Below are 21,574 nucleotides of genomic sequence, written 5' to 3'. Positions count from 1 at the left end.
GCGGGCGCGGAGCGCGTACGGTCCGCGCCACGGCGGCGCTCGATGAAGAACGACGAGCGCCTGCGGGTTCCCGTCGACTGGGAGAAGAGCGAACGACAGCTTGAGCGCGAGCGGCTCCGCAGGAGGTCGTCGATCCGTTCGGGCTCCGTCGCGACGGTCTCGACGATCCTCGTGATCGTCCTGCTGCTCTGGCTCTTCACGACCTCCCCCGGCTGGCCCAGGGTGCGGGAGACGTTCTTCGACCTCGACCAGTTCACCGGGGCGCTGCCGGACGTGCTGAGCGGGTTCCTGCTCAACGTCAAGATCTTTCTGATCGCCGAGCCACTGATCCTCATCGTGGGACTGCTCGTCGCGCTCGCCCGCAACCTCACGGCGCCGGTGTTCTTTCCGCTGCGTGCCCTGGCGGTGATCTACACCGACGTCTTCCGCGGCGTGCCCACGATCCTCATCATCTACCTCGTCGGCTTCGGCCTGCCCGCGCTCGGCCTGCAGGGGACACCGACGGACCTCGCGACGCTGGGCATCATCGCGCTCACCCTCTCCTACGGCGCGTACGTGGCGGAGGTCTTCCGGGCGGGCATCGAGTCGGTGCACCCCAGCCAGCGGGCCGCCGCCCGGTCCCTCGGACTGAGCCACGGCCAGACCATGCGCCACGTGGTGGTGCCGCAGGCCGCGCGCAGGGTGGTGCCGCCGCTGCTCAACGACTTCGTCTCACTGCAGAAGGACACCGCGCTCGTCGCGACGATCGGCCCCCTGGAGGCGCTGCGGCAGGCGCAGATCCACGTCGCCAGCACCTTCAACTACACGCCGTACCTGGCGGCGGCGCTGTTGTTCATCCTGCTCACCATCCCGATGGCCCGCTTCACCGACTATCTGGCGGCTCGCTCGCAGAGACGGCGGGGCCAGTGAGCGTGCGTACCCCGGCGTACGGCGGCGTCCCACCGCCCGGCGAGACGGCGGCGGCACAGGAGGAGAGTGCATGAGCCTGCTCACCATCGAGGGTCTGTGGAAGAACTACCACGGCCACAACGTGCTGCGCGGGATCGACCTGGAGGTCGAGTCGCACGAGGTGGTCTGCCTGATCGGTGCCTCGGGCTCGGGCAAGTCCACCCTGCTGCGCTGCGTCAACCTGCTGGAGACCGCCGACGACGGCACGATCACCCTGGACGGTGAGGAGATCACCGACGCCAAGGTCGACCCCGACGACGTGCGCAAACGCATCGGTATCGTCTTCCAGGCGTTCAACCTGTTCCCGCACATGAGCGTGTTGGACAACATCACGCTGGCCCCGCGCAAGGTCCACAAGATGAGCGGGAAAGAGGCCGAGGCACAGGCCCGCGACCTGCTGGCCAGGTTCGGCCTGGGGGACAAGGCGGACGCCTACCCCGACCAGCTCTCCGGCGGCCAGCAGCAGCGTGCCGCCATCATCAGGGCCCTGGCCACGCGGCCCCGCCTGATGCTGCTGGACGAGGTCACCTCCGCCCTGGACCCCGCGCTGGTCAAGGAGGTGCTCGGGATCATCAGGGAGCTCAAGGAGGGGGGTATGACCATGGTCCTGACCACCCACGAGATGGGTTTCTGCCGGGAGATCGCCGACACCGTCTGCTTCCTCGACGGCGGCGTGCTCCTGGAGCGCGGCACCCCCGAGCAGATCTTCACCGATCCTCGGGAGCCCCGCACCAGGGAGTTCGTACAGAACGTGATCGACGCCCGGCGTCTCTGATCCCCTCTCGCCCACGCGTCCCCGAAGCCGCGCGGGTCATGAGGCCCACGGACGTCTCAGTGGTCCGGCAGGCCTCATGGCCTGCGCGGTGGACGGTCCTCTCAGCGCCGGTGCCTGCCGCGAGGTCCGGCCGTGGGCCCGGGGCCGCCAGGTCGACCGGGAGGGCTCTGTGAAGGGTCGTACCGCCCCGGAGCGGGACCGGCGGGAGCCTCGGGGACGGGGCGCGCCATCGTGGCGAGCACGCTGTTGCGTCTCCCGTACACCAGGTAGACGAGCACACCGAAGGCCATCCAGATGATGAAGTACAGCCAGGTGATGAGCTGGAGGTTCACCATGAGCCACAGGCAGGCGAGGATCGTGGCGATCGGCAGGCCGGGAGAGAGCGGGGTGCGAAAGCCTCTCGGCAGATCCGGCATCGTCTGCCGCATCCGGATCACCCCGCCGGCCACGACGATGAACACGAACAGGGCACCGATCACGACCAGTGGTTCGAGCGTCAGCACGTCCACGAACTCGGCCAGCAGGATCGCGACGAAGCCGATGACCAGGGTGACCCTCGTCGGGCTGTGATAGCTGCGGTTGATCCTGGAGAGCGGGCGGGGAATGAGCCCGTCGCGCGCCATGGAGAACATCACCCGGGTCAGGCCGACGAGCAGCACCAGGATGACGGTGGTGAGGCCGAGCACCGCCCCGATGTTGATGACGTGCACCATGAAACCCACGCCCGCGTCGCGGAAGGCGCTGGCGAGCGGCGCATCCGTGTCGATCTCGTCGTACGGGATCATCCCGACCATGACCACCGCGACCGCGATGTAGATGACCGTGGTGATCACCAGCCCGCGGATGATCCCCTTCGGGATCGAGCGCGGGGCGTCCTCGGCCTCCTCGGCGGCGGTGGCCACGACGTCGAAACCGATGTACGCGAAGGTGATGGCCGCCGAGGCGGCGAAGATGCCGAACCAGCCGAACGCGCCCGTCTGGCCGAAGAGGAGGCCGAGCAACGGGGAGTGCAGGGCGTCCTCGGCCTTGCCCGCGGGCGTCGCCGGCACCGGGATGGCCGCGAGGTTGCGCTGGTCGAAGTGGAGGGCGCCGATCACGATGACCGCGCCGATGGCGAGCAGCTTGGCGGTCACGATGATCCACAGGGTGCGCAGTCCGACACGGGCGCCCAGGGCCACCACGGCGGTGAGGATCACCAGAATGAACAGTGTGAACAGGTCGAAACCCATGCTCTGGCCGACCATGCCCGCGACCGCCCCGGGAAGGTTCACACCGAGGTCGGTGAGCATCTGGGCGGCGTAGAGCGACCAGGCGCGGGCCACCGCCGCCGCGGCGAGGAGGAGCTCCAGGATCAGCGCCCAGCCCACGACCCAGGCCCAGACCTCGCCGAAGATGACGTAGGCGAAGGTGTAGGCGCTTCCCGCGGTCGGCATCGCGGAGGCCAGCTCGGCGAAGCAGAAGGCCACGAGCAGGCTGGTGATTCCAGCGATCATGAAGGAGAGGAACACGCCCGGCCCTGCCATGCTCGCCGCCTGGCGGCCGGCGAGGCCGAAGATTCCCGCGCCGATCATGACACCGATGCCGAGGACGATGAGGTCCGCCCCGCGATAGGCCGTGGGGAGGCCGTGGCGCGCACCGGTCCACCGGTCGGTGGCATGGCCGGGCGGCATGCGGCGAACGATCGAGGGGGAAGGGCCTTTGGGCACGACGTGACCAATCGTGGTGGGCTGTTAACCCTATATCGAGGGACTTGTCTCACAGTGCCGTAGGAGAGTTCCGCAGGACAAGGGCTATCCCATCACGTGGTGGACACCACAGTGTCACGCAAGGATTACCTGCCTTCCGGATACGGTGCGTTACTTTTTGACCACGCGTGGACGCTCGGCCGTCTCAGCCGCCGACCACCAACCACGCCGTGCCGTACGCCCGCGTCGACAAGGTCACCAGCCGGGCCGCCATCCACAGCCCGAGCGCCAGCCAGAGCGCGACCAGACCGCCGCCCTTGAGATCCACCAGGAACGCGGCGGGCAGATAGGCGAGCGTCGTCCACACTCCCGCCCAGGCGAGGTAACGCCGGTCTCCGGCACCGATCAGCACGCCGTCCAGCACGAACACCACCCCGGCGACGGGCTGCAGGGCGGCCACCACCCAGAGCAGGCCGAGCAACTCGGCGGAGACGACGGGGCCCGCGTCGAACAGCGAGGGCACGAACGGCCTGGCCACCACCACGAGGAGGCCGAGCAGCACGCCCGAGCCGACTCCCCAGGCCACCATCCTCCGGGTCGCGCCGCGGACTCCCGCCACGTCACCGGCGCCCAGCGCGCGGCCGGTGATCGCCTGCCCGGCGATGGCGATCGCGTCCAGGGCGAACGCCATCAGGGTCCAGATCCTGATGGCGACGGTGTGTGCCTCGATCTGCTGCTCCCCCATGCGGGTGGCGACGGCGGTCGCGACGGCCAGCACCACCTGAAGGCACGCCGTACGGATGATCAGGGCGACCCCTGCCGAGCCCGCCGCCCGTACGCCCGCCAGGTCGGGGCGGAACGGCGCTCGGTACCGGACGAGGATGAGGAGGAGGTAGACGGCGGCGGCGAGCGACTGGGCCAGCACCGTGCCCCAGGCCGAGCCCGCGATCCCCCAGCCCAGTCCCAGGACGAAGACGATGTTGAGCACCGCGTTCAGCCCGAAGGCTCCCACCGACACCAGCAGGGGGGTCGTGGTGTCCTGCATGCCGCGCAACACGCCCGTGCCCGCGAGCACCAGCAGCATGGCGGGGACGCCCAGCAGGCTGATCCGCAGGTAGGTCACCGCCTGCCGGGCGAGCTCGCCCTCGGCGCCGATCAGGTGAACCAGCGAGGGCGCGAGGGGCCAGACGACCACGATGATCGCCAATCCCACCCCCGCGGCCAGCCAGAGACCGTCCACCCCCTGCCGCAGCGCCCGGCCGGTCTCGCCTGCGCCGATCTGCCTGGCCACCGCCGCGGTCGTGCCGTACGCGAGGAACACGCACAGTCCCACCAGGAAGGTCAGCACCGTGCTCGCCACTCCCAGGGCGCCGAGCGCGGGGGCGGGCAGACGGCCGACGACGACGCTGTCGGTCAGCAGGAAGAGCGGTTCGGCGACCAGGGCGCCGAACGCGGGCAGCGCGAGCCGCAGGATCTGCCTGTCGTGGTCGCGCCCGGAGCCGCCTGACCGATCGGCCCGACTGGATTGACCGATCTGACCAGTTTGGTCGGATGAGCCGGAGTCGAAGCCGGGCCGACCGGACCGGTCGGTCCGACCGGATCGAGGAGTAAGAGGCACTTATCCATTGTGTCTCTTACCTCCCGGCGGATCTCCGGCGGGATGAACCTCTCAGGACATGCCATCTGGGGCGACTTTCAGCGTGTCGCCCCAACTTTCTTTTCTCCACAGGCAGTGGATGAAGTTTTCCCTGGTCAGAGCGTTATCCACAGCTGTGGACAAGAGTTATCCACAGAACTGTCCCCAGGGTGCCCACACCTCTGGGGAAGAAGTGCACAGCTTATCCACACCTCTGTCGACAGGTCGCGTTGCCAGCCGGGCGTGGAGCCGCGAAACTGTCACACCGGTCCGCTACAAATAGAGATAACGTAACTGTGTTCGAAAGAGGGGGTGTGTGGTGAGCGTCGCGGAGCCGCCGGTCTTCGAGCCGAGATTCGAGCGCACCCCACCGAACAACATCGAGGCCGAGCAGTCGGTCCTGGGCGGCATGCTGCTGTCCAAGGACGCCATCGCCGACGTGGTCGAGATCCTGCGGTCCGACGACTTCTACCGCCCGGCCCACCAGATCATCTACGACATCATCACCGACCTCTACGGCCGCGGCGACCCCGCCGACGCCATCACGATCCTCGACGAGCTGCAGAAGCGGGGCGAGGTCGCCAGGATCGGCGGCGGCGCCTACCTCCACACGCTGACCGCCATCGTCCCGACCGCGGCCAACGCCGGTTACTACGCGAGGATCGTCCGCGAGCAGGCCATCCTCCGCCGCCTGATCGAGGCCGGCACCCGCATCGTCTCCTACGGCTACGGCGGTCAGGACGAGGAGGTCGACGACCTCGTCGACCGCGCCCAGGCGGAGATCTACAAGGTCACCGAGCGCCGCACCTCCGAGGACTACGTCCCCCTGGCGGACATCATGCCGGGCGCCCTCGACGAGCTGGAGGCCATCGGCGGCCGGAGCGGCCAGATGGTCGGGGTCCCCACCGGTTTCCAGGACCTCGACTCCCTCACCAACGGCCTGCACCCGGGCCAGATGATCGTTGTGGCGGCCCGCCCCGCCATCGGCAAGGCGCTCGCTCTCGACACGCCGCTGCCCACTCCCGGCGGCTGGACGACCATGGGGGAGGTCGAGCCGGGTGACCACCTGATCGGTGCGGACGGCAGACCGACACGGGTGGTCGCGGCGACCGAGGTGATGCACGGACGGCCTTGTTACGAGGTGGAGTTCAGTGACGGCACCGTGATCGTCGCGGACGCCCGGCACCAGTGGCGGACGACCACGCGTGCGCGTCGTCGCCAGGAGTCGGAGAGCAGGCGACCCCTCTACCGGCCCGCCGGATCCATCGAGCACGTCAGGAGCACCTACGAGACGTCGACGGCGGAGCCGATGAACGCCTCCGCGACCGCTGCCCACGAGGACGTCGTGACGACCGAGGAGATCGCCCGCACATTGCGCTGCGCCTCGGCGGACAGACGGCCGAACCACGCCGTCGCCGTCGCGGCGGCGTTCGACCTGCCCGAGCAGGATCTGCCGTTGCCCGCCTACGCGCTCGGAGTATGGCTTGGCGACGGTCACACCGACGGTGCCGGGTTCACCACCATCGACTCGGAGATCGTTCTCAACCTGGAAGCCGAAGGGCTGCGGGTCACCCGTACGAGCTCCGATCTCCTCTACTCACTCGGTCTGCCGCATCCGTCGCCCGTGGCGGAGAGGTCCTGCACGGTATGCGGTGCCCTGTTCGTGCCCCTGGCATCCCAGGTTCGGACGTGCGGTCGTTCGTGCGGGGTAAGGGCCCGTCCGGTGTCGAGTCCGGTTCCGGCACCCATGTGTCCCGACTGCGGTGGTCCGTCCAGCGGTCCGAGGCAGTGCCAGGGGTGCCGGAACGGTCATGGCACGGTGCAGGCCATCCTGCGCACCCTGGGTGTCCTCGGCGACAAGCACATTCCCCAGATCTATTTGCGAGCTTCCGAGAAGCAGCGGCGTGCTCTGCTCGCCGGTCTCCTCGACACCGATGGACACGTCGGCCGCAACGGTCGGATCCAGCTCGAGGTCACCGACAGGAGACTTGCCGAGGATGCCTACGAACTGGTTCTGAGTCTCGGTTACCGGGCGACGATGAGGACACGGGCGGTCAAAGGCGGAAGCGTCGGCTCCTCCACCTTCTACATGATCGACTTCACGGCGGCGGACAAGGTGTTCCGGCTGTCCCACAAGGCCGTCCGGCAGGTGACCACGCCCCATCCGTCGACGCTCGTTCGATACATCGTCGACGTGCGGCCGGTGCCCTCGACGCCGGTGAGATGCGTGGAAGTCGACAACGCCGACCATATGTACCTTGCCGGAAGGGCCGGTATTCCAACGCACAACAGCACTCTTGGTCTGGATTTCGCGAGATCCGCCGCTATCAAGCACGGCATGACCACCGTGGTGTTCTCGCTGGAAATGTCGCGCAATGAGATTACGATGCGCCTGTTGTCGGCCGAGGCACGGGTGGCGCTGCACGCCATGCGGTCGGGCACGATGACCGACGACGACTGGGCGAAGCTGGCCCGGCGGATGGGCGAGGTGGCCGAGGCGCCGCTGTTCATCGACGACTCGCCCAACATGTCGATGATGGAGATCAGGGCCAAGTGCCGTCGCCTCAAGCAGCGCAACGACCTGCGGTTCGTCATCATCGACTACCTGCAGCTGATGTCCTCGCCGAAGAAGACCGAGAGCCGCCAGAACGAGGTCTCCGAGATCTCCAGGGCCATCAAGCTCCTCGCCAAGGAGCTGGAGGTCCCCGTGATCGCGATCTCCCAGCTCAACCGTGGCCCCGAGCAGCGAACGGACAAGAGGCCCATGGTGAGCGACCTTCGCGAGTCGGGGAGCATCGAGCAGGATGCGGACATGGTCATCCTGCTGCACCGGGAGGACGCCTACGAGCGTGAGTCGCCCAGGGCGGGCGAGGCCGATCTGATCGTGGCCAAGCACCGTAACGGCCCCACCGCGACGGTCACCGTGGCGTTCCAGGGCCACTACAGCCGTTTCGTCGACATGGCTCCCCACTAACCACTGGACCTCGCCGTGGGGGCCGCGACCGGTGAACCATTCCGCGTGGCGCGCCCTCCATGCCGGAGAGCTCTGGGCAGATCCGCCCCAGGCGGCATTCTCAAACAGCGCGCAGGCCACGGTCGGTGAAGGCGATCAGCCACTCGAAGCTTTCATCGATGTCCGCGCTCATCTGGAAGCCGTGGGCCGCCTGCAGGGTGGCGAAGCCGTGGCAGAGGCTGCGAAGCATGCGCAGGGCGTGATCCATGTCGGCCTCTCCGATCTCGTAGCCGCGCAGCACCGCCCTGAACGTGCCGAGTGAGCGCTGAGCCGCGGTGATCAGCGGATCGTCCGGACCGGACGGTTTCAAGCCGATCGTCGCGGCGTACCGGCCGGGGTGATTCAGGACGAAGGCGCGGAAGGCGCGCGCCGCGGCCGCCAGGGCGTCACGGCCCGCGTACCCCTGGATCGCGCCGCCGATGGCGTCGGCGACCTCGTTCAGCGCCAGGACCGCGATACGACGGTTGAGGTCTTCCTGTCCGCTCACGTGCTTGTAAAGGGAGGGGGTGCGCACATTCAGTCGTTCGGCCAGCAAGCCCATCGTCAGGTTGGCGAGGCCCACCTCGTCGGCGAGGGCGGCACCGGCCGCGACCACGGTCGCCGGGTCCAGACCGGCCCTAGGCACGAGCGGCGTCCGAGCGGAGGAAGGCGAGCGTGAGCGAGACCACCTGGTCGGGGAACTGGTCGTGCGGGTAGTGCCCGGCGCCCTCGATCATCTCAAGGCGGCCGAGGCCGGAGGGCAGGTCACCAATGATCGCCGAACCCTCGGCGTGCGGATCGGCCCAGTCGGGGTCGAGCGTGCCCATCACGACGAGGACCGGACAGCGGACGTTGCCGAGCTGTGCGCCGGCGTCGGTCGGGGCGCTGCGGCCCATGCCCTGCAAGGCCTTCATCCGGCCCGGCTCGCGCATCAGGGAGTCGACGCGGCCGAGCCGCTCGGCCCAGTGGGCCGGCTTCACGCCGGGGTAGGCCACGTCGAGGTACGAGCGCCAGAGCGACACGCTGCCGAACACGCCCGCGCCGAGCAACCGCAGCATGCCCTGCCGGAAGCGTTTCTTCCGCAGGTCGCCGACGCGGATCGACTGCTTGCGGGTGAACGGCGCCAGCTCGACGACCGCGGTGATCAGCGATGGCTCCTGCGCCGCGGCGATGGTGGCGGCACCGCCGGAGAACGAGTGGCCGACGAGCACGGCCGGACCACCCAGGTGGCGGATCACGGCGAGCAGGTCGCCGGCGACGGCGGTGCGGCTCCAGGACGGCCAGTCGACGCTGGACTTGCCGCAGCCGCGCAGATCGACCGCGGCGACCCGGTATCCCGCCGCCACCAGCGGCGGGATCACCGCGTGGTACGCGGCGCGGCTGTCGCCCATGCCGTGGGCGAGAACGATCAGCGGGCCGGATCCGGTCACCTCGTAGGCGATCGTGCCGCCGTCGACGGCGAGGTATTCGGTCATGACACCCTCCAGGTTTGGCTAATGAAGTTAGCTAAAAGCTAATGTAATTAGCCTAGCCTGTCAACGGCGAACCCCCGGAAGCCCGTTCGACCGGTCCCCGTCGACATGTCGCGTGCCGCGACCGTCGAGGTCCAGGGTGCGGGCGGCGCCTCGCGAGCCGACGGCCTGCCTGGCGCCGATCGACGACGAGCCGATGGTCGTCTTCTCCGGCGGCAGCCCGCTGATCTTCTCCACCGGGCTCCCGGACCTGCTCGGGCCAGAACGGGCAAGCACGCCGGCCCGCCGCCGGTACGGCTCGCTGCGCCGCCTGGCCGATCTGCCGGGTGATGTCCGGCTACCGCTGATGCCAATGGGGGCGCGATTCCGTCTTGACGTGAACCAAGGTTGAGGTAGGAACCTGTTCGTACGGCGCCGCGAGGGCGCGGACAAACCCACTGTGACCAGCGGAGGACCGTCATGCCCGAAGAGCAGATCCGGTTAGCGGTGATCGTCGGCAGTGTCCGCGAAGGGCGGCTCGGCCCGACCGTCGCGGAGTGGTTCGCGGGCCGGGCCCGGCGGCACGAGAGCCTGGACGTCGATGTCATCGACCTTGCCGAGACCCCTCTTCCGATGGTGATGCCCCGCTTCGGGACCGCGCCCGCCGCGGCGGCGGCGCGGGCTCTGGGGGTGCTCACCTCGCGGCTGGCCAGAGCCGACGCGTTCGCCATCGTGACGCCCGAGTACAACCACAGCTTTCCGGCCTCGTTGAAGAACGCCATCGACTGGCATGACCGGCAGTGGCACGCCAAACCAGTTGGTTTCATCTCCTACGGCGGCATCTCCGGCGGCCTGCGAGCGGTCGAGCAGCTCCGTCTGGTCTTCGCGGAGCTGCACGCGGTCACCATCCGAGACACCGTCAGCTTCCACGGCGCCCGGAGGCACTTCGACGACCAAGGGGAGCCGATCAGCCCGCAGGGCTGCGACGGCGCGGCCAAGGTCCTGCTCGACCAGCTGATCTGGTGGGCGCGAACGCTGCGTGAGGGAAGGGCCGCCCGCCCTTACGTCACCTGATCCGAACCCCGGAGGACGCCACTCCCCCCGGGTCCAGGAGGACACCGCCTGACCCGGGCTCCGGAGGACGCCATCCGCCCCAGGTCCAGGAGGACACCACCTGCCCTGGGGGACGGACGACGCCACCCGACCCTGGTCACCGAAGACACTCCGTGGGCAGGGCCACGGAAGGCACCACCCACCCCGGGGTACGGAAGATCAGGGGATCAGGACGATCTTCCCGGTGGTACGGCGGGTCGACAGGAGTTCGTGCGCCTTCGCCACCTCGGCCAGCGGCAGTGTCTGATCCACGTGAACCCTGAGCCGTCCCGACTCCGTCAGCGCCGTCAGCCGCGACAGGTCGGCCGCCGAGGGGCGCACACTCACCGCCGCGAGCCGTACGCCCAGCTACATGGAACGCGACGGGATGGTGATCCGCACGATCTACCCGACGATCCCGCCCCGGGTGGAGTACGAGCTCAGCCCGCTGGGGCACAGCGTGGTCGCGCTGATGGAGGGCATCAAGAGCTGGTCGGAGAAGCACGTGGCCGAGATCATGACCGCTCGCGAGCGCTACGACCTCCGTGCGGCCGAGGAACCCAGGCCGGTCCAGACGGGCTGAGCGGACCCGGCGTACGTCCGCGGGTCGAGCATGCGCGATCCCTGGACGGACTGAGCGGATCTCGGTCCGTCCGGGGGCCGAGCGTGCGCGGTCCTCGTCCAGGACCCGGGCCCGCCGCCGGTCATCACGCGCGACGGCGCCCGCCACACGGAACGAGCTCCGTGTGGCGGGCGCCGTCGTCTCCGGGGTCACGGGGGGCCTGTGACGACCGTGGATCCCCTCCGCGTCCCGGACTCACCGCCGACGCGTGATCCCCGGACGTCGGTTCACCAGCCGCTGCCGGACCTGTAGAGCTGGCCGCGCACCGCGCCGCCGCCGAACTCGGTGGTGTGCAGGTTGGTGTACCAGTTCTTCGGGTTCTTCCTGATGCCCCGGGCGATGTCGGGCTTCACCGACGCGGTGCCCGCGATCCCGGTGACGCCCTCGGGCAGGCCGTTCGAGTCGGCGAAGAAGTCGATCACGACATCGCCGTTCTTGCCCTTCTTGCCACGGTGGATGTGCCCGTTCGTGGGGGCGGCGAGCTTCTCCCAGATGGTGGCGTAGTAGACCTTCGAGCCCTTGATGCCGACGAGCCATTCGGCGCGGCCGTTCGGGTCGCCGACCTTCTTGCCGGGGACCGGGACCTCCTGGCGGCCGTCGGCGTTGGAGTGGTAGACGGGGCGCACGCCGGCGGCGAGCACGTTGGACAGGTTGGTCGGGCTGATCCTGTGCATCTGGACGCGCACCGCGCCACCCGGGAACTCGGCGGTATGCAGATTGAGGTACCAGTTCTTCGGGTTCTTCCTGATCCCCGCCAGCAGGCCGCCGTCGTTGATCCTGACGCTGCCGAGGATGGCCTTGCTGCCGCCGGGCAGGGCCTCCATGAAGAAGCCGACCTTCACGTCGCCGTTCTTGCCGGCCTTGCCCTGGTGGATGTGGAACGCGGTGGGAGTGTCGGTCCCTTCCCACCGTACGGCGTAGGAGACCTCGTTACCGCGGATGCGGACCACGGCGACGGCCTTGCCGTCCTTGTCGCCGACGGCGGGACCGCCGCTGGTCGGCACCTCGTTCTTGCCGAGCAGGGTGCCCGCGAAGTAGGCGTCCGCGGTGCTCGCGGTGTCGGACGGCGTGGCCGCGGTCGTGCCGGCCTGTGCGACCGGGGCGAGGGCCGCGGAGAGCGCCGAGAGCATGGTCGCGGCGATGGCCACGCCGGAGACGGTGAGGGTGCGCATGGACCGCTTGAACATCGTGGACCTCTCGTAGCTGTAAGGGGCTGCTGTGTGCTTCAGCCGGTTGTACGGCGCTACGTCCGACGGTGGTTCAATATTCAAATACGTAAAAATACGCAGACGGAACCAGCCAGGGAAATGCCCTCCCGGGGAACGGGAGGGCTAAAATGCCCGGTCAGACCGCGACGGTGAGCAACGTGTCCCCGCCGTTCGTGCGGACCTCGAAGTGGTCTATCCCCGCAGGTCCCCAGGCGACCCCGCCGTGCACGTAGAGCGGTTCCGGAGAGCCGGGAACCCCGTACCCCCGCTCGGGCACCGCCCATCCGGTGACCACGCGCCGCTCGCCGGTCGGGGAGACGGCGACCAGCTCGCACTCCAGCGGCCCCTTGACGCCCTTGAGTTCCAGAACGGCGTGGGTGCCCCAGCCCTTCGTCTCCAGCACCAGGCCGCCGGTGACCCCGGAGGCGCCCTTACCGGCGAGCGGGGTGCCCGTCCGGTATGCCTCTTCTGCGGGGCCGTGCGCGGAGTGGCCGACGGGGACGCTCCCGCTCTCGCCGGAGATCGCGGTGCCCGCCGCGATCCCTCCGGCGACGAGGGTGACGGCCGCGGCGGCGCCGATCATGAACGTACCCCTACGGGCACGCCGGTCGGCCGCCTTGCGGCGGCGCAGCAGGTCGACCACCTCGGCGGGATTTCCCTCGCCGGCGCCCGCGACGTCGTACCCGTCCCCGAGGGGACCGATGCCGGCGAGCGCGTCCGCCACCCCGGACAGCTCCCGGAGCTCCGCGGTGCAGGACGGGCAGGTGGCCAGGTGGCCGGAGAAGGCCGCCCGGTCGGGCTCCCCGAGGATGCCCAGGGCGTACGCGCCCACGTCGGTGTGCTCCACCCGCGAGGTCATGCCGTCACCCCTCTCTCCTCAAGGGCGACGCGCAGCGCGCGGAGGGCGTAGTACGCCCTCGACTTCACCGTACCGACGGGGATGCCGAGCGCCTCGGCGGCGTCGTTCACCGACCGGTCGCGCAGGACGGTCTCGTTGAGGATCTCGCGATGGGCGGGGGACAGCGAGTTGAGCGCGTCCGACACGACGACCTGTCGCAAAAGATCTTCCATCTGATCGGGCATGGGAACACTCTCCAGTGGTCCCTCACCCGCCTCGTGGGGACGCGCGTCCTTACGGCGTTGGTCATCGATCACGATATGTCTGGCGACCGTCGCGAGCCAAGGCATCAGGGACGACGCGTCGGCGTCGAACCGGTCCGCGCTGCGCCACGCGCGCACCATGGTCTCCTGCACCACGTCCTCGGCCCACTGCACGTCGCCACGGGTGAGCCGTACGACGAAGGAGAGCAACGGCCGACGGTACGTCCGGTACAGCTCCGCGACGACCAGCTCGTCGTCGGGGACGTCGACCGGTCGCAGGCGGTGGGAGCGGCGCGGCCGGTCACCGGACCAGGAAGAGGCTTTCACGGTGGAGTCTTCTCCGGGGGAATCGGCCGGTAGGGAGGTACAGGCGCCTTGCCGGGTCATCACGCGCTTCCCGCGGTTCGCACCGGGCGGTCGTGACCGGAGCGCGGGGTGGCATCGCCCGCCTCTTCGCGGTCGCGGATGCCGGGCGGCGGTCCCGCGATCACGGCTGTGCTCGCTGGAACGGGCCGCCACAGGGCGTCCATGATCACGCTGTGCCCTCCCCGATTCGGGCGCCGGACGTTTTCCGGTGTCGGCAGGCAGTACGTCGCCGGATCCCCGAGGGTTCAACGGATCATGTGGTTTCCCGATTATCAGCCGAAGCAACTTCACATCAGGGACGAAAGCAGGCTGATTTCCGGTGAGGAACACCTGTCCGGTCGCGGCACCGCTCCGACAGGACATCCGTGCCGGCCGCTCTCCCAAGGTGTGCGGGCCACCGGGGGACGAGCCTCCCGATGGGAAAGTCAGATCTTCCACGACATACGGCCGTCAAGTGGCCCGGTCTCCTGGAGCGTGCCGCTCAGGCCGCGGCACGCCGTGAGGGCGGGCCGCGGCGATGTCACAGGACCGGACGGACGTGGGTGACGAGACGGCCACCGTCGAAGACGTGAATGGCGATCTGCGGCGGCAGGTCGTAGTCGACGGGGATCGGGATGTCGAGCTCCTGGCTGAGCCGCAGCGTGGAGACGACCCCCGGCGCCACCGAGAGCGGCAGGCCCGCGAAGACGGTGCTCGCCGCGGTGTGGGCGTGACCGGTGATGACGGAAACCACCTGCGGGTGCCGCCGCACGACCGCCTCCAACCGCTCGGGGTTCCGCAGCCGGATCCCGTCGACGTACGGGATGCCCAGGGACACCGGCGGGTGGTGCATGCCGACGAGGGCCGGGGTGTCCGGGGCCTCGGCGAGCACGCCGTTCAACCAGGCGATCGTCTCGTCCTCCAGGAAGCCCTCGGGCCGCCCGGGGACGCTGGAGTCGCACAGCGCGACGGTGAGCCCGTTGAGCCTGAGGACCTGGTTGACCGGCCCGTCGCCGCCCTCGTCGAGGCCGAGCAGGGCCTTGCGGAACGCCGGACGGGCGTCGTGGTTACCGGGGCAGACGATCGTCGGATGGCGCGTGGTCAGCAGCTCACGCGCGATCTCGTACTCCTCGATCAGGCCGTTGTCGGCGATGTCGCCAGTCACCACGACCGCGTCCAGGGGACCGGGTAGGTTCTCCAGGTGTCGCATGACGGATCGGGTCCTGTCGATGCTGCGGGGAGAACCGTCGATGTGGACGTCACTTACGTGCGCCAGGATCAGCATCAGTCAAGAGTGACATATCCGGCTTCCCATCGCTGGGCATCCGGGGCGCCGAGCAGGAACGCACCGGGCGGGGAGAGCCGGTGTGAGCAGGAGAAGCCGGGGTCCGTCCCTGCCCCTCGTGAGGGACGGACCCCGGCGGATCGGAGGCCGCACCGGCTACTCCCAGCGGAAGAACCAAGCCGCCAGCCCACCCATGACCAGCACGGTCGCCACCATCACCACCAGGTGCAGCGGCTGCGGCGCGTGTCCCGCCCACGTGTCGCGGAGCGCGTCGGCGAACGGCGCCATCGGCAGGAAGTCCCCGATCCGTCGCACCAGGTCGGGCATCAGCTCCCGGGGAATCCACATCCCCGCCATGAACAGCAGCGGGAACATCAGCAGCGAGCCGATGCCGGGCGCCACCTTCGCGTTGGGCGCCACGGCGGCGATCAGCAGTCCCAGGCTCAGCATCGAGGCCGTGCCGAGCACGAACACCCCCGCGAAGGCGAGCGGGCTCCTGGGCAGGATCGACCCGAGGACGAGATGGCCCGCGCCGACCAGAAGGACGGTGGCGACGATCGCCACCACGAGGTTGTTGGCGAGCTGGGCGACCAGCAGCCGGATCGGGTGGACAGGGGTGGTGGACATCCGGCGCAGCACGCCGCTCTCCCGGTAACTCACCAGCGTCGCCGGCAGGACGGTCAGCGCCATCGTCACCACCGCGAGGATCACCATCATGCCGGGCAGCTGCGTGTCGATGACCCGCTCCCCGCCCAGATCGGGGGTCGCCTCCCGGAAGCCGGGAATCTGCCCCAGCGCGATCAGGAGGGCGAGGGGCAGCAGCATCGCGAAGATCGGGCTGCCCGGGTCCCGCAGGAAGAGCTTGGCCTCGGTCAGGAGCATCTTGTTCATGAGGAGATCTTCTTTCCGGTGAGGCTGAGGAAGGCGTCGTCGAGGGTGGCCTGCTCCACGCGCAGGTCGGTGGGTACGACATTCGCGGCGGCGAGGGCGGTCGTGACCGCGAGGAGCAGGTTGCCGGTGCCGGTGACCGCGACCTGCCCGCCGCTGCGGCTCACCTCGGTGACCTCGGGGAGGGCTTCGAGCCTGGTGTCGTCGAGCGGCCCGGACAACCGGAACCTGACGGTCTGCCGCCCGCCGACCCTGGCGATGAGGCCGGACGGGGTGTCCATCGCGACCACCCGGCCGGAGTCGATCAGGGCGAGCCGGTCGCAGAGCCGCTCGGCCTCCTCCATGAAGTGGGTGACGAGCAGGATCGTCACGCCGTCCTCGCGGATCCGCTCGATGAGCTCCCAGGTGTCGCGGCGGGCCTGGGGGTCCAGGCCGGTGGTCAACTCGTCCAGGATCGCCACGCGGGGGGTGCCGACCAGGGCCAGTGCGATCGAGAGCCGCTGCTGCTGGCCGCCGGAGAGCTTGCCGTAGGGGGTGTCGCGCTTGTCGGCGAGCCCGACGCGCTCCATCAACTTCACCCAGTCCGCGGGCCTCCGGTAGAAGGAGGCGTACAGGTCGAGCGCCTCCCACACCTTGAGTTTCTCCGGCAGCGCGGAGCTCTGCAGCTGGACTCCCAGCTGTTCCCTGAGCTCGGTGCGGTGCAGGCCTCCGAGCACGTTGACGGTGCCGGAGTCGGGGACGCGCAGGCCCGCGACGCACTCCACGGTGGTTGTCTTGCCGGCGCCGTTGGGGCCGAGAACTCCAAAGATCTCGCCCTCCTCCACGGTGAACGAGACGTCGTCCACCGCGAGCTGGTCGCGGTACCGCTTGCGGAGGTTGCTGACCTCGATGACCTTCATGCTCACCGACGCTACGAGCCGCGCCGCACGCGGAGAATCCGTCTACACCCCCGGCAGGGGCGGGCCAGGCACCCGAGGGGGGTGTGGCTACCCCCACCCCCGCAGGGCACTCTCCACCACTGGGCACATATTGGACGTATCACCGACACTTGACCCATGAAGACGTACGCGGTGGCGGTCGGCAGGGCACTCGTCCTGGGAGCGATGGCGCTACTGGACGCGGCCCTCATCGTCGTGATCCTGGTCACGTCCTTGCTGACGTTCGGGCTGGGAATGATCTTCTTCTTCCCCCCGATGGTCCGGCTGCTCAGGTTTCGCACGGGGGTGGCGAGGAGACTGACCGGCGGGTGGCTCGGGACCGCGGTGCCGGTCCCCTACCTGCCGCCCCCGCTGCCGGTGCGTCCCCAGCCCGACGGCTGGTACCGCCACGAGCGCCAGCTCTACAAGACACCGCGGTGGCCCGACTGGAACAACCGCCTGAAGTGGATGTTCGGTGACCCGGCCACCTGGCGGGACGGGCTCTGGGTGTTCCTCAACCCGCTGGCCGGCACCATCCTGCTGCTGCCCTTCCTCCTGGCCGGGTACGCCCTCCTCACGCTCAGGTCCGATCTCCCCGCGGTCACCTCGCCGCTCCTGGCGCTCGCGGCGGCCCTCGCGCTGCTCGCGACACCCACCTTCCTGCGGGGGTACGCGCGGTGGAACCACCTGCTGCTGTCGCCCACGGCCAAGGCCGTGCTCGCGGCGCGGGTGCAGCGGCTCGACCAGGCACGTCTGGCGACGGTCGACTCCCAGGCCTCCGAGCTGCGGAGGATCGAGCGCGACCTGCACGACGGGGCGCAGGCGAGGCTCGTCGCGATGGGCATGACGCTCGGCGCGGTCGAGGAGCTGATGGACAAGGACCCCGCTGCGGCCAAGGTCCTGCTCGGCAAGGTCAGGGAGGCCTCCTCCACGGCGCTCGTCGAGCTGCGCGACCTCGTCAAGGGCATTCACCCTCCGGTCCTGGCCGAACGCGGCCTCGGCGACGCCGTGCGCGCCCTCGCGCTGGACAGCCCCCTGAAGGTCACCGTCACCGTGGACCTGGCCAGTCGCCCCGACTCACCCGTCGAGTCGGCCGCCTACTTCTCGATCAGCGAGCTCCTCACCAACGCGGCCCGCCACGGCGGCGCCGAGCGGGTGTGGATCGACATCAGCAGCAACGACCGCGCGCTGCGGGTGGTGGTCACCGACGACGGCTCGGGGGGCGCCGACCCGTCCCTGGGCAGCGGCCTGCGCGGCATCGAGCGTAGGTTGGCGGCCTTCGACGGGGTGCTCGTGGTCAACAGCCCGAAGGGTGGCCCGACCACCGCCACGTTCGACCTGCCCAACGCCCTTCTGGGGGAGAGCGGGCCGGACCACAAGTCATCCCTGCCCCGAGGCAAGGCGATCATCGTCGGGATCTGCTGGGGGCTCGGCTGGCTCCCGCTCTTCCCGCAGGGGCTGGTGGCGATGTTCATGAAGATCTTCGGCGCGGAGTACCGCAGCTGGTTTCTCGCGCTCTACCTGCCAGAACCCCTGCAGTGGCCGTTGATCGTCTTCAACATCCTCCTGGGCCTGTCCATGTACACCGCGGGCACGCTCATTCCCGTCATGCACGCTCGTCAGCAGCGGCTGGCGGAGGTCCTGCCGGCCCGCCTATGGTTGGGCCGATGAGCCTGAGAGTCGTCATCGCCGAAGACCTGTATCTCCTGCGGGACGGCCTGGTCCACCTGCTCCAGGCACACGACTTCGAAGTGGTGGCGGCCGTCGAGTCGGGGCCGGAGCTGCTGGGAGCGCTGACCGGGCTGCGACCCGACGTCGCGGTGGTCGACGTGCGCCTTCCGCCCACGTTCACCGACGAAGGTCTCCAGGCCGCGCTGGCGGCGCGCCGGGCCATCCCCGGCCTGCCGGTGCTCGTGCTGTCCCAGCACGTCGAGCAGCTGTACGCGCGCGAACTCCTCGCCGACGGCTCGGGCGCGATCGGCTATCTCCTCAAGGACCGGGTCTTCAACGCCGAGCAGTTCGTCGACGCGGTCCGCCGGGTGGCGGCGGGGGGCACCGCGATGGACCCCGAGGTGATCGCGAAGCTGCTCGCCAGCACCGCCAGGCACCAGCCGCTCGGCGCGCTCACCCCGCGCGAGCGCGAGGTGCTGGAGCTGATGGCCGAGGGCCGCTCCAACGCGGCGATCTCCCAGCGGCTGTTCCTCAGCGAGAGCGCGGTCGGCAAGCACACGGCCAGCATCTTCGCCAAGCTCGACCTGGCACCCTCCGACGACGACAACCGTCGCGTGCTCGCCGTCCTGACCTACCTCAACGCCGCCCGCGGCTGACTCACCTCGACGTCCGCGCGGCCGATCCATCTCAACGCGATCTCCCTCGACGTCCGCGCGGCCGACCTCCCGAGCCCGTTCCCGGCGAGCACGTCGCGCATCGACGAGCCGGCTCATCTCGGCGCCTGCGCGGACGATCCTCTTTTCTTCGGCCCGGTACCTGTTCTGTCGGTCTCAGCGGATAGCGTGCTGTTGAAGTACGGCTTCCGCGCCCGATGTGCCGTTCGGGACGAAGGGATGATCAGGTGAAGTTCCAGGTTAACCGTGATGTCCTGGCCGACGCCGTGGCCTGGGTGGCCCGGGTGCTGCCGAACCGACCGGCCATTCCCGTCCTGTCCGGCCTGCTCCTGGAGGCCGACGACGGCGACCTCGTGCTGTCGGCCTTCGACTACGACGTCTCCGCCCGCGTCTCGATCGAGGCGGTCGTGGCGGAGCCGGGCCGGGTGCTGATCCCGGGCCGGATTCTCGCGGAGATCACCCGCAGCCTGCCCGGCGAGGTGGTGGAGGTCCTCACCAGCGGCTCCGAAGCGGTTCTTACCTGTGGAAGCGCGGAGTTCGGCCTGCTGACCATGCCGGTCGAGGACTTCCCCTCCCTGCCCGAGATGCCGCCGAAGATCGGCGCGGTCGGCGGTGTGGTCTTCGCGAGCGCGGTCAATCAGGTGGCCCCGGCGGCGAGTCGCGACGAGAGCCTCCCCATGCTGACCGGCATCCGGGTCGACATCTCCGGTGACGACGTGACCATGGCCGCCACCGACCGCTATCGCATCGCGGCCAGGGAGTTCGACTGGCGCCCGGAGACGGCCGGCACCACGGCCGCCGCGATGGTGCCCGCCCGGGTGCTCGTCGATGTGGCCAGGTCGCTGCGCGGCGGCGAGGTGTCGGTCGCGCTGGGCGACGGTGTGGCCGGTTTCGAGAGCGTCGGCCGGGCCACCACGGTCCGCCTGCTCGACGAGCAGTTCATCGACTATCGCTCGCGGCTGACCGACGACTGGTCGATCAGGGCCGACCTGCCGGTGACGCCGTTCATCGACGCGATCAAGCGGGTCGCGCTGGTCGCCGAGCGCAACACCGCGGTCCGGCTCTCCTTCGCCCAGGGGCAGGTCCTCATCCAGGCGGGCGGTGGTGACATCGGCCGGGGCACCGAGGTCGTCGACGCGGAGATCTCCGGCGGCGACATCCAGATCGCCTTCCAGTCCCAGTTCCTGCTCGACGGCCTGCACGGGGTCGAGACCGAGTTCGTCAGGCTCAACATGGAGTCACCGAGCCGACCGGCCCTCATTACGGAGGTTCCGGGTGATGCCGTCCCCGCTTTCCGCTACCTCGTGATGTCCCTGCGCCTCACCTGATCGGCCCCTGCCCCTGGCCGCGCCGTTTCGAGACGAGTGCTCCGTACGAGCGCTCTCCGCGTCCGCCCCGAGAACCCATGCCGGCCTCTCCTACCGGGTGCCCTCATACCGAGCCCCCGCATGCCAGGCGCTCTCATGTCGCGGGCTCCCTCACCATCTGGTGAGGGAGCCCGCGACATGAGAGGGAGAGACGGATGTTCAGAGAGGGAGTTCCTGCTCCTCCGTCAGGGCGATCAGGATGTGCTCCATGCACGCGTGGCCCGCGCGCTCGGCTGCGGCGGCGTCACCGACGGCGATGGCGCGGGCGATCGCCTCGTGCGGGATGTACGTGCTGTTCAAAGTGCTGTTCAGCGAGGTTCCCGCGGCGGTGATGCTGGCACGCAGCGCCGCAGAGAAATCCTCGTAGAGATCGATCAGCACCAGATTGTGGGTGGCGCGGACGACCGCCATGTGGAAGGCGAGGTCGGCCTCGACGAACGCGTCGGGCTCTCCCAGCTCCCAGGCCCGCTCCCGCTCGGCCAGCGCCGCCTCGATACCGGCGATATCGGCGTCGGTGCGCCTGGTGGCGGCCAGCCTGGCGGCCTCCACCTCCAGCGCGCGTCGCACCTCCAGGATTTCGAGCTGCTCGGCGGTGCGCAGCCGCCGCAGCATGGCCCCGGAGAGCTCGCTCGTGGCACGGACGTACGTCCCGTCGCCCTGGCGACACTCCAGCAGGCCGGCGTGTGTGAGTGCGCGCACCGCCTCGCGCACGGTGTTGCGCCCGACGCCCAGTTGCTCGGCGAGCACGGTCTCGGTAGGAATCTTCGCGTGCATCTGCCAGGAGTTAGAAGTGATCTGCTCCTTGAGTTGATCGATCACTTGGTCGACGAGGGATGCTCGCTGCGCCGTACGCAGACTCACCGTCTGCCTCCTCCGGAGAAACCAATCATCCTACGAATCAATGACTGGTAGACCCT

Annotated in this window: 22 protein-coding genes; 9 read left to right on the top strand and 13 right to left on the bottom strand. The window is 69.4% G+C overall.

Annotation, left to right across the window (positions count from 1 at the left end):
* Positions 1 to 42 precede the first annotated feature (42 nt).
* Both ACIBH4_RS25510 and ACIBH4_RS25505 read left to right on the top strand, forming a co-directional pair.
* On the top strand, positions 43 to 909 hold the full coding sequence (locus ACIBH4_RS25510) for an amino acid ABC transporter permease (RefSeq protein WP_362768369.1): 867 nt from the start codon (positions 43 to 45) through the stop codon (positions 907 to 909).
* A 70-nt stretch (positions 910 to 979) separates the two neighbouring features.
* On the top strand, positions 980 to 1,723 hold the full coding sequence (locus tag ACIBH4_RS25505; protein ID WP_362513084.1) for an amino acid ABC transporter ATP-binding protein: 744 nt from the start codon (positions 980 to 982) through the stop codon (positions 1,721 to 1,723).
* Positions 1,724 to 1,824: 101 nt separating this feature from the next.
* Here the strand turns inward: ACIBH4_RS25505 and ACIBH4_RS25500 are convergent, their stop codons facing one another.
* Together ACIBH4_RS25500 and ACIBH4_RS25495 are read right to left on the bottom strand one after the other, a co-directional pair.
* Positions 1,825 to 3,393, bottom strand: a complete 1,569-nt coding sequence (locus tag ACIBH4_RS25500; RefSeq protein WP_362513081.1) for an amino acid permease — start codon at positions 3,391 to 3,393, stop codon at positions 1,825 to 1,827.
* A 220-nt stretch (positions 3,394 to 3,613) separates the two neighbouring features.
* A complete protein-coding gene (locus ACIBH4_RS25495; RefSeq protein ID WP_362513729.1) occupies positions 3,614 to 4,942 on the bottom strand; it encodes an MATE family efflux transporter in 1,329 nt (442 codons plus the stop codon).
* Positions 4,943 to 5,363: 421 nt separating this feature from the next.
* Between ACIBH4_RS25495 and dnaB the strand changes: the two genes are divergently transcribed.
* The gene (gene dnaB / locus ACIBH4_RS25490) at positions 5,364 to 8,018 is read left to right on the top strand and encodes a replicative DNA helicase (RefSeq protein WP_362513078.1); all 2,655 of its coding nucleotides are present in this window, start codon (positions 5,364 to 5,366) and stop codon (positions 8,016 to 8,018) included.
* A gap of 100 nt (positions 8,019 to 8,118) precedes the next feature.
* Here the strand turns inward: dnaB and ACIBH4_RS25485 are convergent, their stop codons facing one another.
* Together ACIBH4_RS25485 and ACIBH4_RS25480 are read right to left on the bottom strand one after the other, a co-directional pair.
* Positions 8,119 to 8,682: a TetR/AcrR family transcriptional regulator gene (locus ACIBH4_RS25485; RefSeq protein ID WP_362513075.1), complete on the bottom strand. Its 564-nt coding sequence runs from the start codon at positions 8,680 to 8,682 to the stop codon at positions 8,119 to 8,121.
* Positions 8,675 to 9,511, bottom strand: coding sequence for an alpha/beta hydrolase (locus tag ACIBH4_RS25480; RefSeq protein ID WP_362768367.1), 837 nt, complete (start codon positions 9,509 to 9,511; stop codon positions 8,675 to 8,677). Before ACIBH4_RS25480 ends, ACIBH4_RS25485 begins: the two co-directional genes overlap by 8 nt.
* A gap of 136 nt (positions 9,512 to 9,647) precedes the next feature.
* On the opposite strand from ACIBH4_RS25480, the gene ACIBH4_RS25475 reads away from it, so the two are divergent.
* Both ACIBH4_RS25475 and ACIBH4_RS25470 read left to right on the top strand, forming a co-directional pair.
* Positions 9,648 to 9,899 carry a hypothetical protein gene (locus tag ACIBH4_RS25475; RefSeq protein WP_362513068.1) on the top strand — a complete coding sequence of 84 codons (252 nt, stop codon included), beginning with the start codon at positions 9,648 to 9,650 and terminating at the stop codon, positions 9,897 to 9,899.
* 68 nt (positions 9,900 to 9,967) lie between these two features.
* Positions 9,968 to 10,561, top strand: coding sequence for an NAD(P)H-dependent oxidoreductase (locus tag ACIBH4_RS25470; protein ID WP_362513066.1), 594 nt, complete (start codon positions 9,968 to 9,970; stop codon positions 10,559 to 10,561).
* A gap of 198 nt (positions 10,562 to 10,759) precedes the next feature.
* Here ACIBH4_RS25470 and ACIBH4_RS25465 read toward each other — a convergent pair whose 3' ends face one another.
* Positions 10,760 to 10,927 (bottom strand): zinc-binding dehydrogenase, encoded by a 168-nt coding sequence (locus ACIBH4_RS25465; RefSeq protein WP_362768365.1) that lies wholly within the window; start codon positions 10,925 to 10,927, stop codon positions 10,760 to 10,762.
* A gap of 25 nt (positions 10,928 to 10,952) precedes the next feature.
* On the opposite strand from ACIBH4_RS25465, the gene ACIBH4_RS25460 reads away from it, so the two are divergent.
* A complete protein-coding gene (locus ACIBH4_RS25460; protein WP_362768362.1) occupies positions 10,953 to 11,162 on the top strand; it encodes a helix-turn-helix domain-containing protein in 210 nt (69 codons plus the stop codon).
* A gap of 266 nt (positions 11,163 to 11,428) precedes the next feature.
* Here the strand turns inward: ACIBH4_RS25460 and ACIBH4_RS25455 are convergent, their stop codons facing one another.
* The 7 genes from ACIBH4_RS25455 to ACIBH4_RS25425 form a co-directional block, all read right to left on the bottom strand.
* Positions 11,429 to 12,388 carry a CHRD domain-containing protein gene (locus ACIBH4_RS25455; RefSeq protein ID WP_362768359.1) on the bottom strand — a complete coding sequence of 320 codons (960 nt, stop codon included), beginning with the start codon at positions 12,386 to 12,388 and terminating at the stop codon, positions 11,429 to 11,431.
* 157 nt (positions 12,389 to 12,545) lie between these two features.
* Positions 12,546 to 13,268, bottom strand: coding sequence for a zf-HC2 domain-containing protein (locus ACIBH4_RS25450; RefSeq protein ID WP_362513054.1), 723 nt, complete (start codon positions 13,266 to 13,268; stop codon positions 12,546 to 12,548).
* A complete protein-coding gene (locus tag ACIBH4_RS25445) occupies positions 13,265 to 13,789 on the bottom strand; it encodes a sigma-70 family RNA polymerase sigma factor (protein WP_399172996.1) in 525 nt (174 codons plus the stop codon). The genes ACIBH4_RS25450 and ACIBH4_RS25445 overlap by 4 nt, the downstream gene beginning before the upstream one ends.
* A 107-nt stretch (positions 13,790 to 13,896) precedes the next feature.
* Positions 13,897 to 14,046 (bottom strand): hypothetical protein, encoded by a 150-nt coding sequence (locus ACIBH4_RS25440; RefSeq protein WP_362513051.1) that lies wholly within the window; start codon positions 14,044 to 14,046, stop codon positions 13,897 to 13,899.
* A 350-nt stretch (positions 14,047 to 14,396) separates the two neighbouring features.
* Positions 14,397 to 15,140 (bottom strand): phosphodiesterase, encoded by a 744-nt coding sequence (locus ACIBH4_RS25435; protein WP_362513048.1) that lies wholly within the window; start codon positions 15,138 to 15,140, stop codon positions 14,397 to 14,399.
* Between the two features lie 156 nt (positions 15,141 to 15,296).
* Positions 15,297 to 16,031, bottom strand: coding sequence for an ABC transporter permease (locus ACIBH4_RS25430; RefSeq protein WP_362513045.1), 735 nt, complete (start codon positions 16,029 to 16,031; stop codon positions 15,297 to 15,299).
* A complete protein-coding gene (locus tag ACIBH4_RS25425; RefSeq protein ID WP_362513042.1) occupies positions 16,028 to 16,927 on the bottom strand; it encodes an ABC transporter ATP-binding protein in 900 nt (299 codons plus the stop codon). Before ACIBH4_RS25425 ends, ACIBH4_RS25430 begins: the two co-directional genes overlap by 4 nt.
* A gap of 156 nt (positions 16,928 to 17,083) precedes the next feature.
* Here ACIBH4_RS25425 and ACIBH4_RS25420 point away from each other — a divergent pair, with 156 nt between their 5' ends.
* The 3 genes from ACIBH4_RS25420 to dnaN all read left to right on the top strand — a co-directional run bounded on the left by ACIBH4_RS25420 (position 17,084) and on the right by dnaN (position 20,618).
* Positions 17,084 to 18,616, top strand: coding sequence for a histidine kinase (locus ACIBH4_RS25420; protein ID WP_362513039.1), 1,533 nt, complete (start codon positions 17,084 to 17,086; stop codon positions 18,614 to 18,616).
* Between the two features lie 2 nt (positions 18,617 to 18,618).
* Entirely contained in the window at positions 18,619 to 19,272 is a 654-nt protein-coding gene (locus ACIBH4_RS25415) for a response regulator transcription factor (RefSeq protein ID WP_350943521.1), read from the top strand.
* A 245-nt stretch (positions 19,273 to 19,517) separates the two neighbouring features.
* Positions 19,518 to 20,618, top strand: coding sequence for a DNA polymerase III subunit beta (gene dnaN / locus ACIBH4_RS25410; RefSeq protein WP_362513036.1), 1,101 nt, complete (start codon positions 19,518 to 19,520; stop codon positions 20,616 to 20,618).
* Positions 20,619 to 20,816: 198 nt separating this feature from the next.
* Here dnaN and ACIBH4_RS25405 read toward each other — a convergent pair whose 3' ends face one another.
* Positions 20,817 to 21,518 (bottom strand): FadR/GntR family transcriptional regulator, encoded by a 702-nt coding sequence (locus ACIBH4_RS25405; protein WP_362517702.1) that lies wholly within the window; start codon positions 21,516 to 21,518, stop codon positions 20,817 to 20,819.
* Positions 21,519 to 21,574: the final 56 nt, after the last annotated feature.

The sequence above is a fragment of the Streptosporangium sp. NPDC050284 genome (assembly GCF_044459525.1).
Classification (GTDB): Bacteria; Actinomycetota; Actinomycetes; order Streptosporangiales; family Streptosporangiaceae; genus Streptosporangium.
Note: the sequence above shows the minus strand (reverse complement) of the source record. Positions and strands in the feature narration are given on the sequence as shown.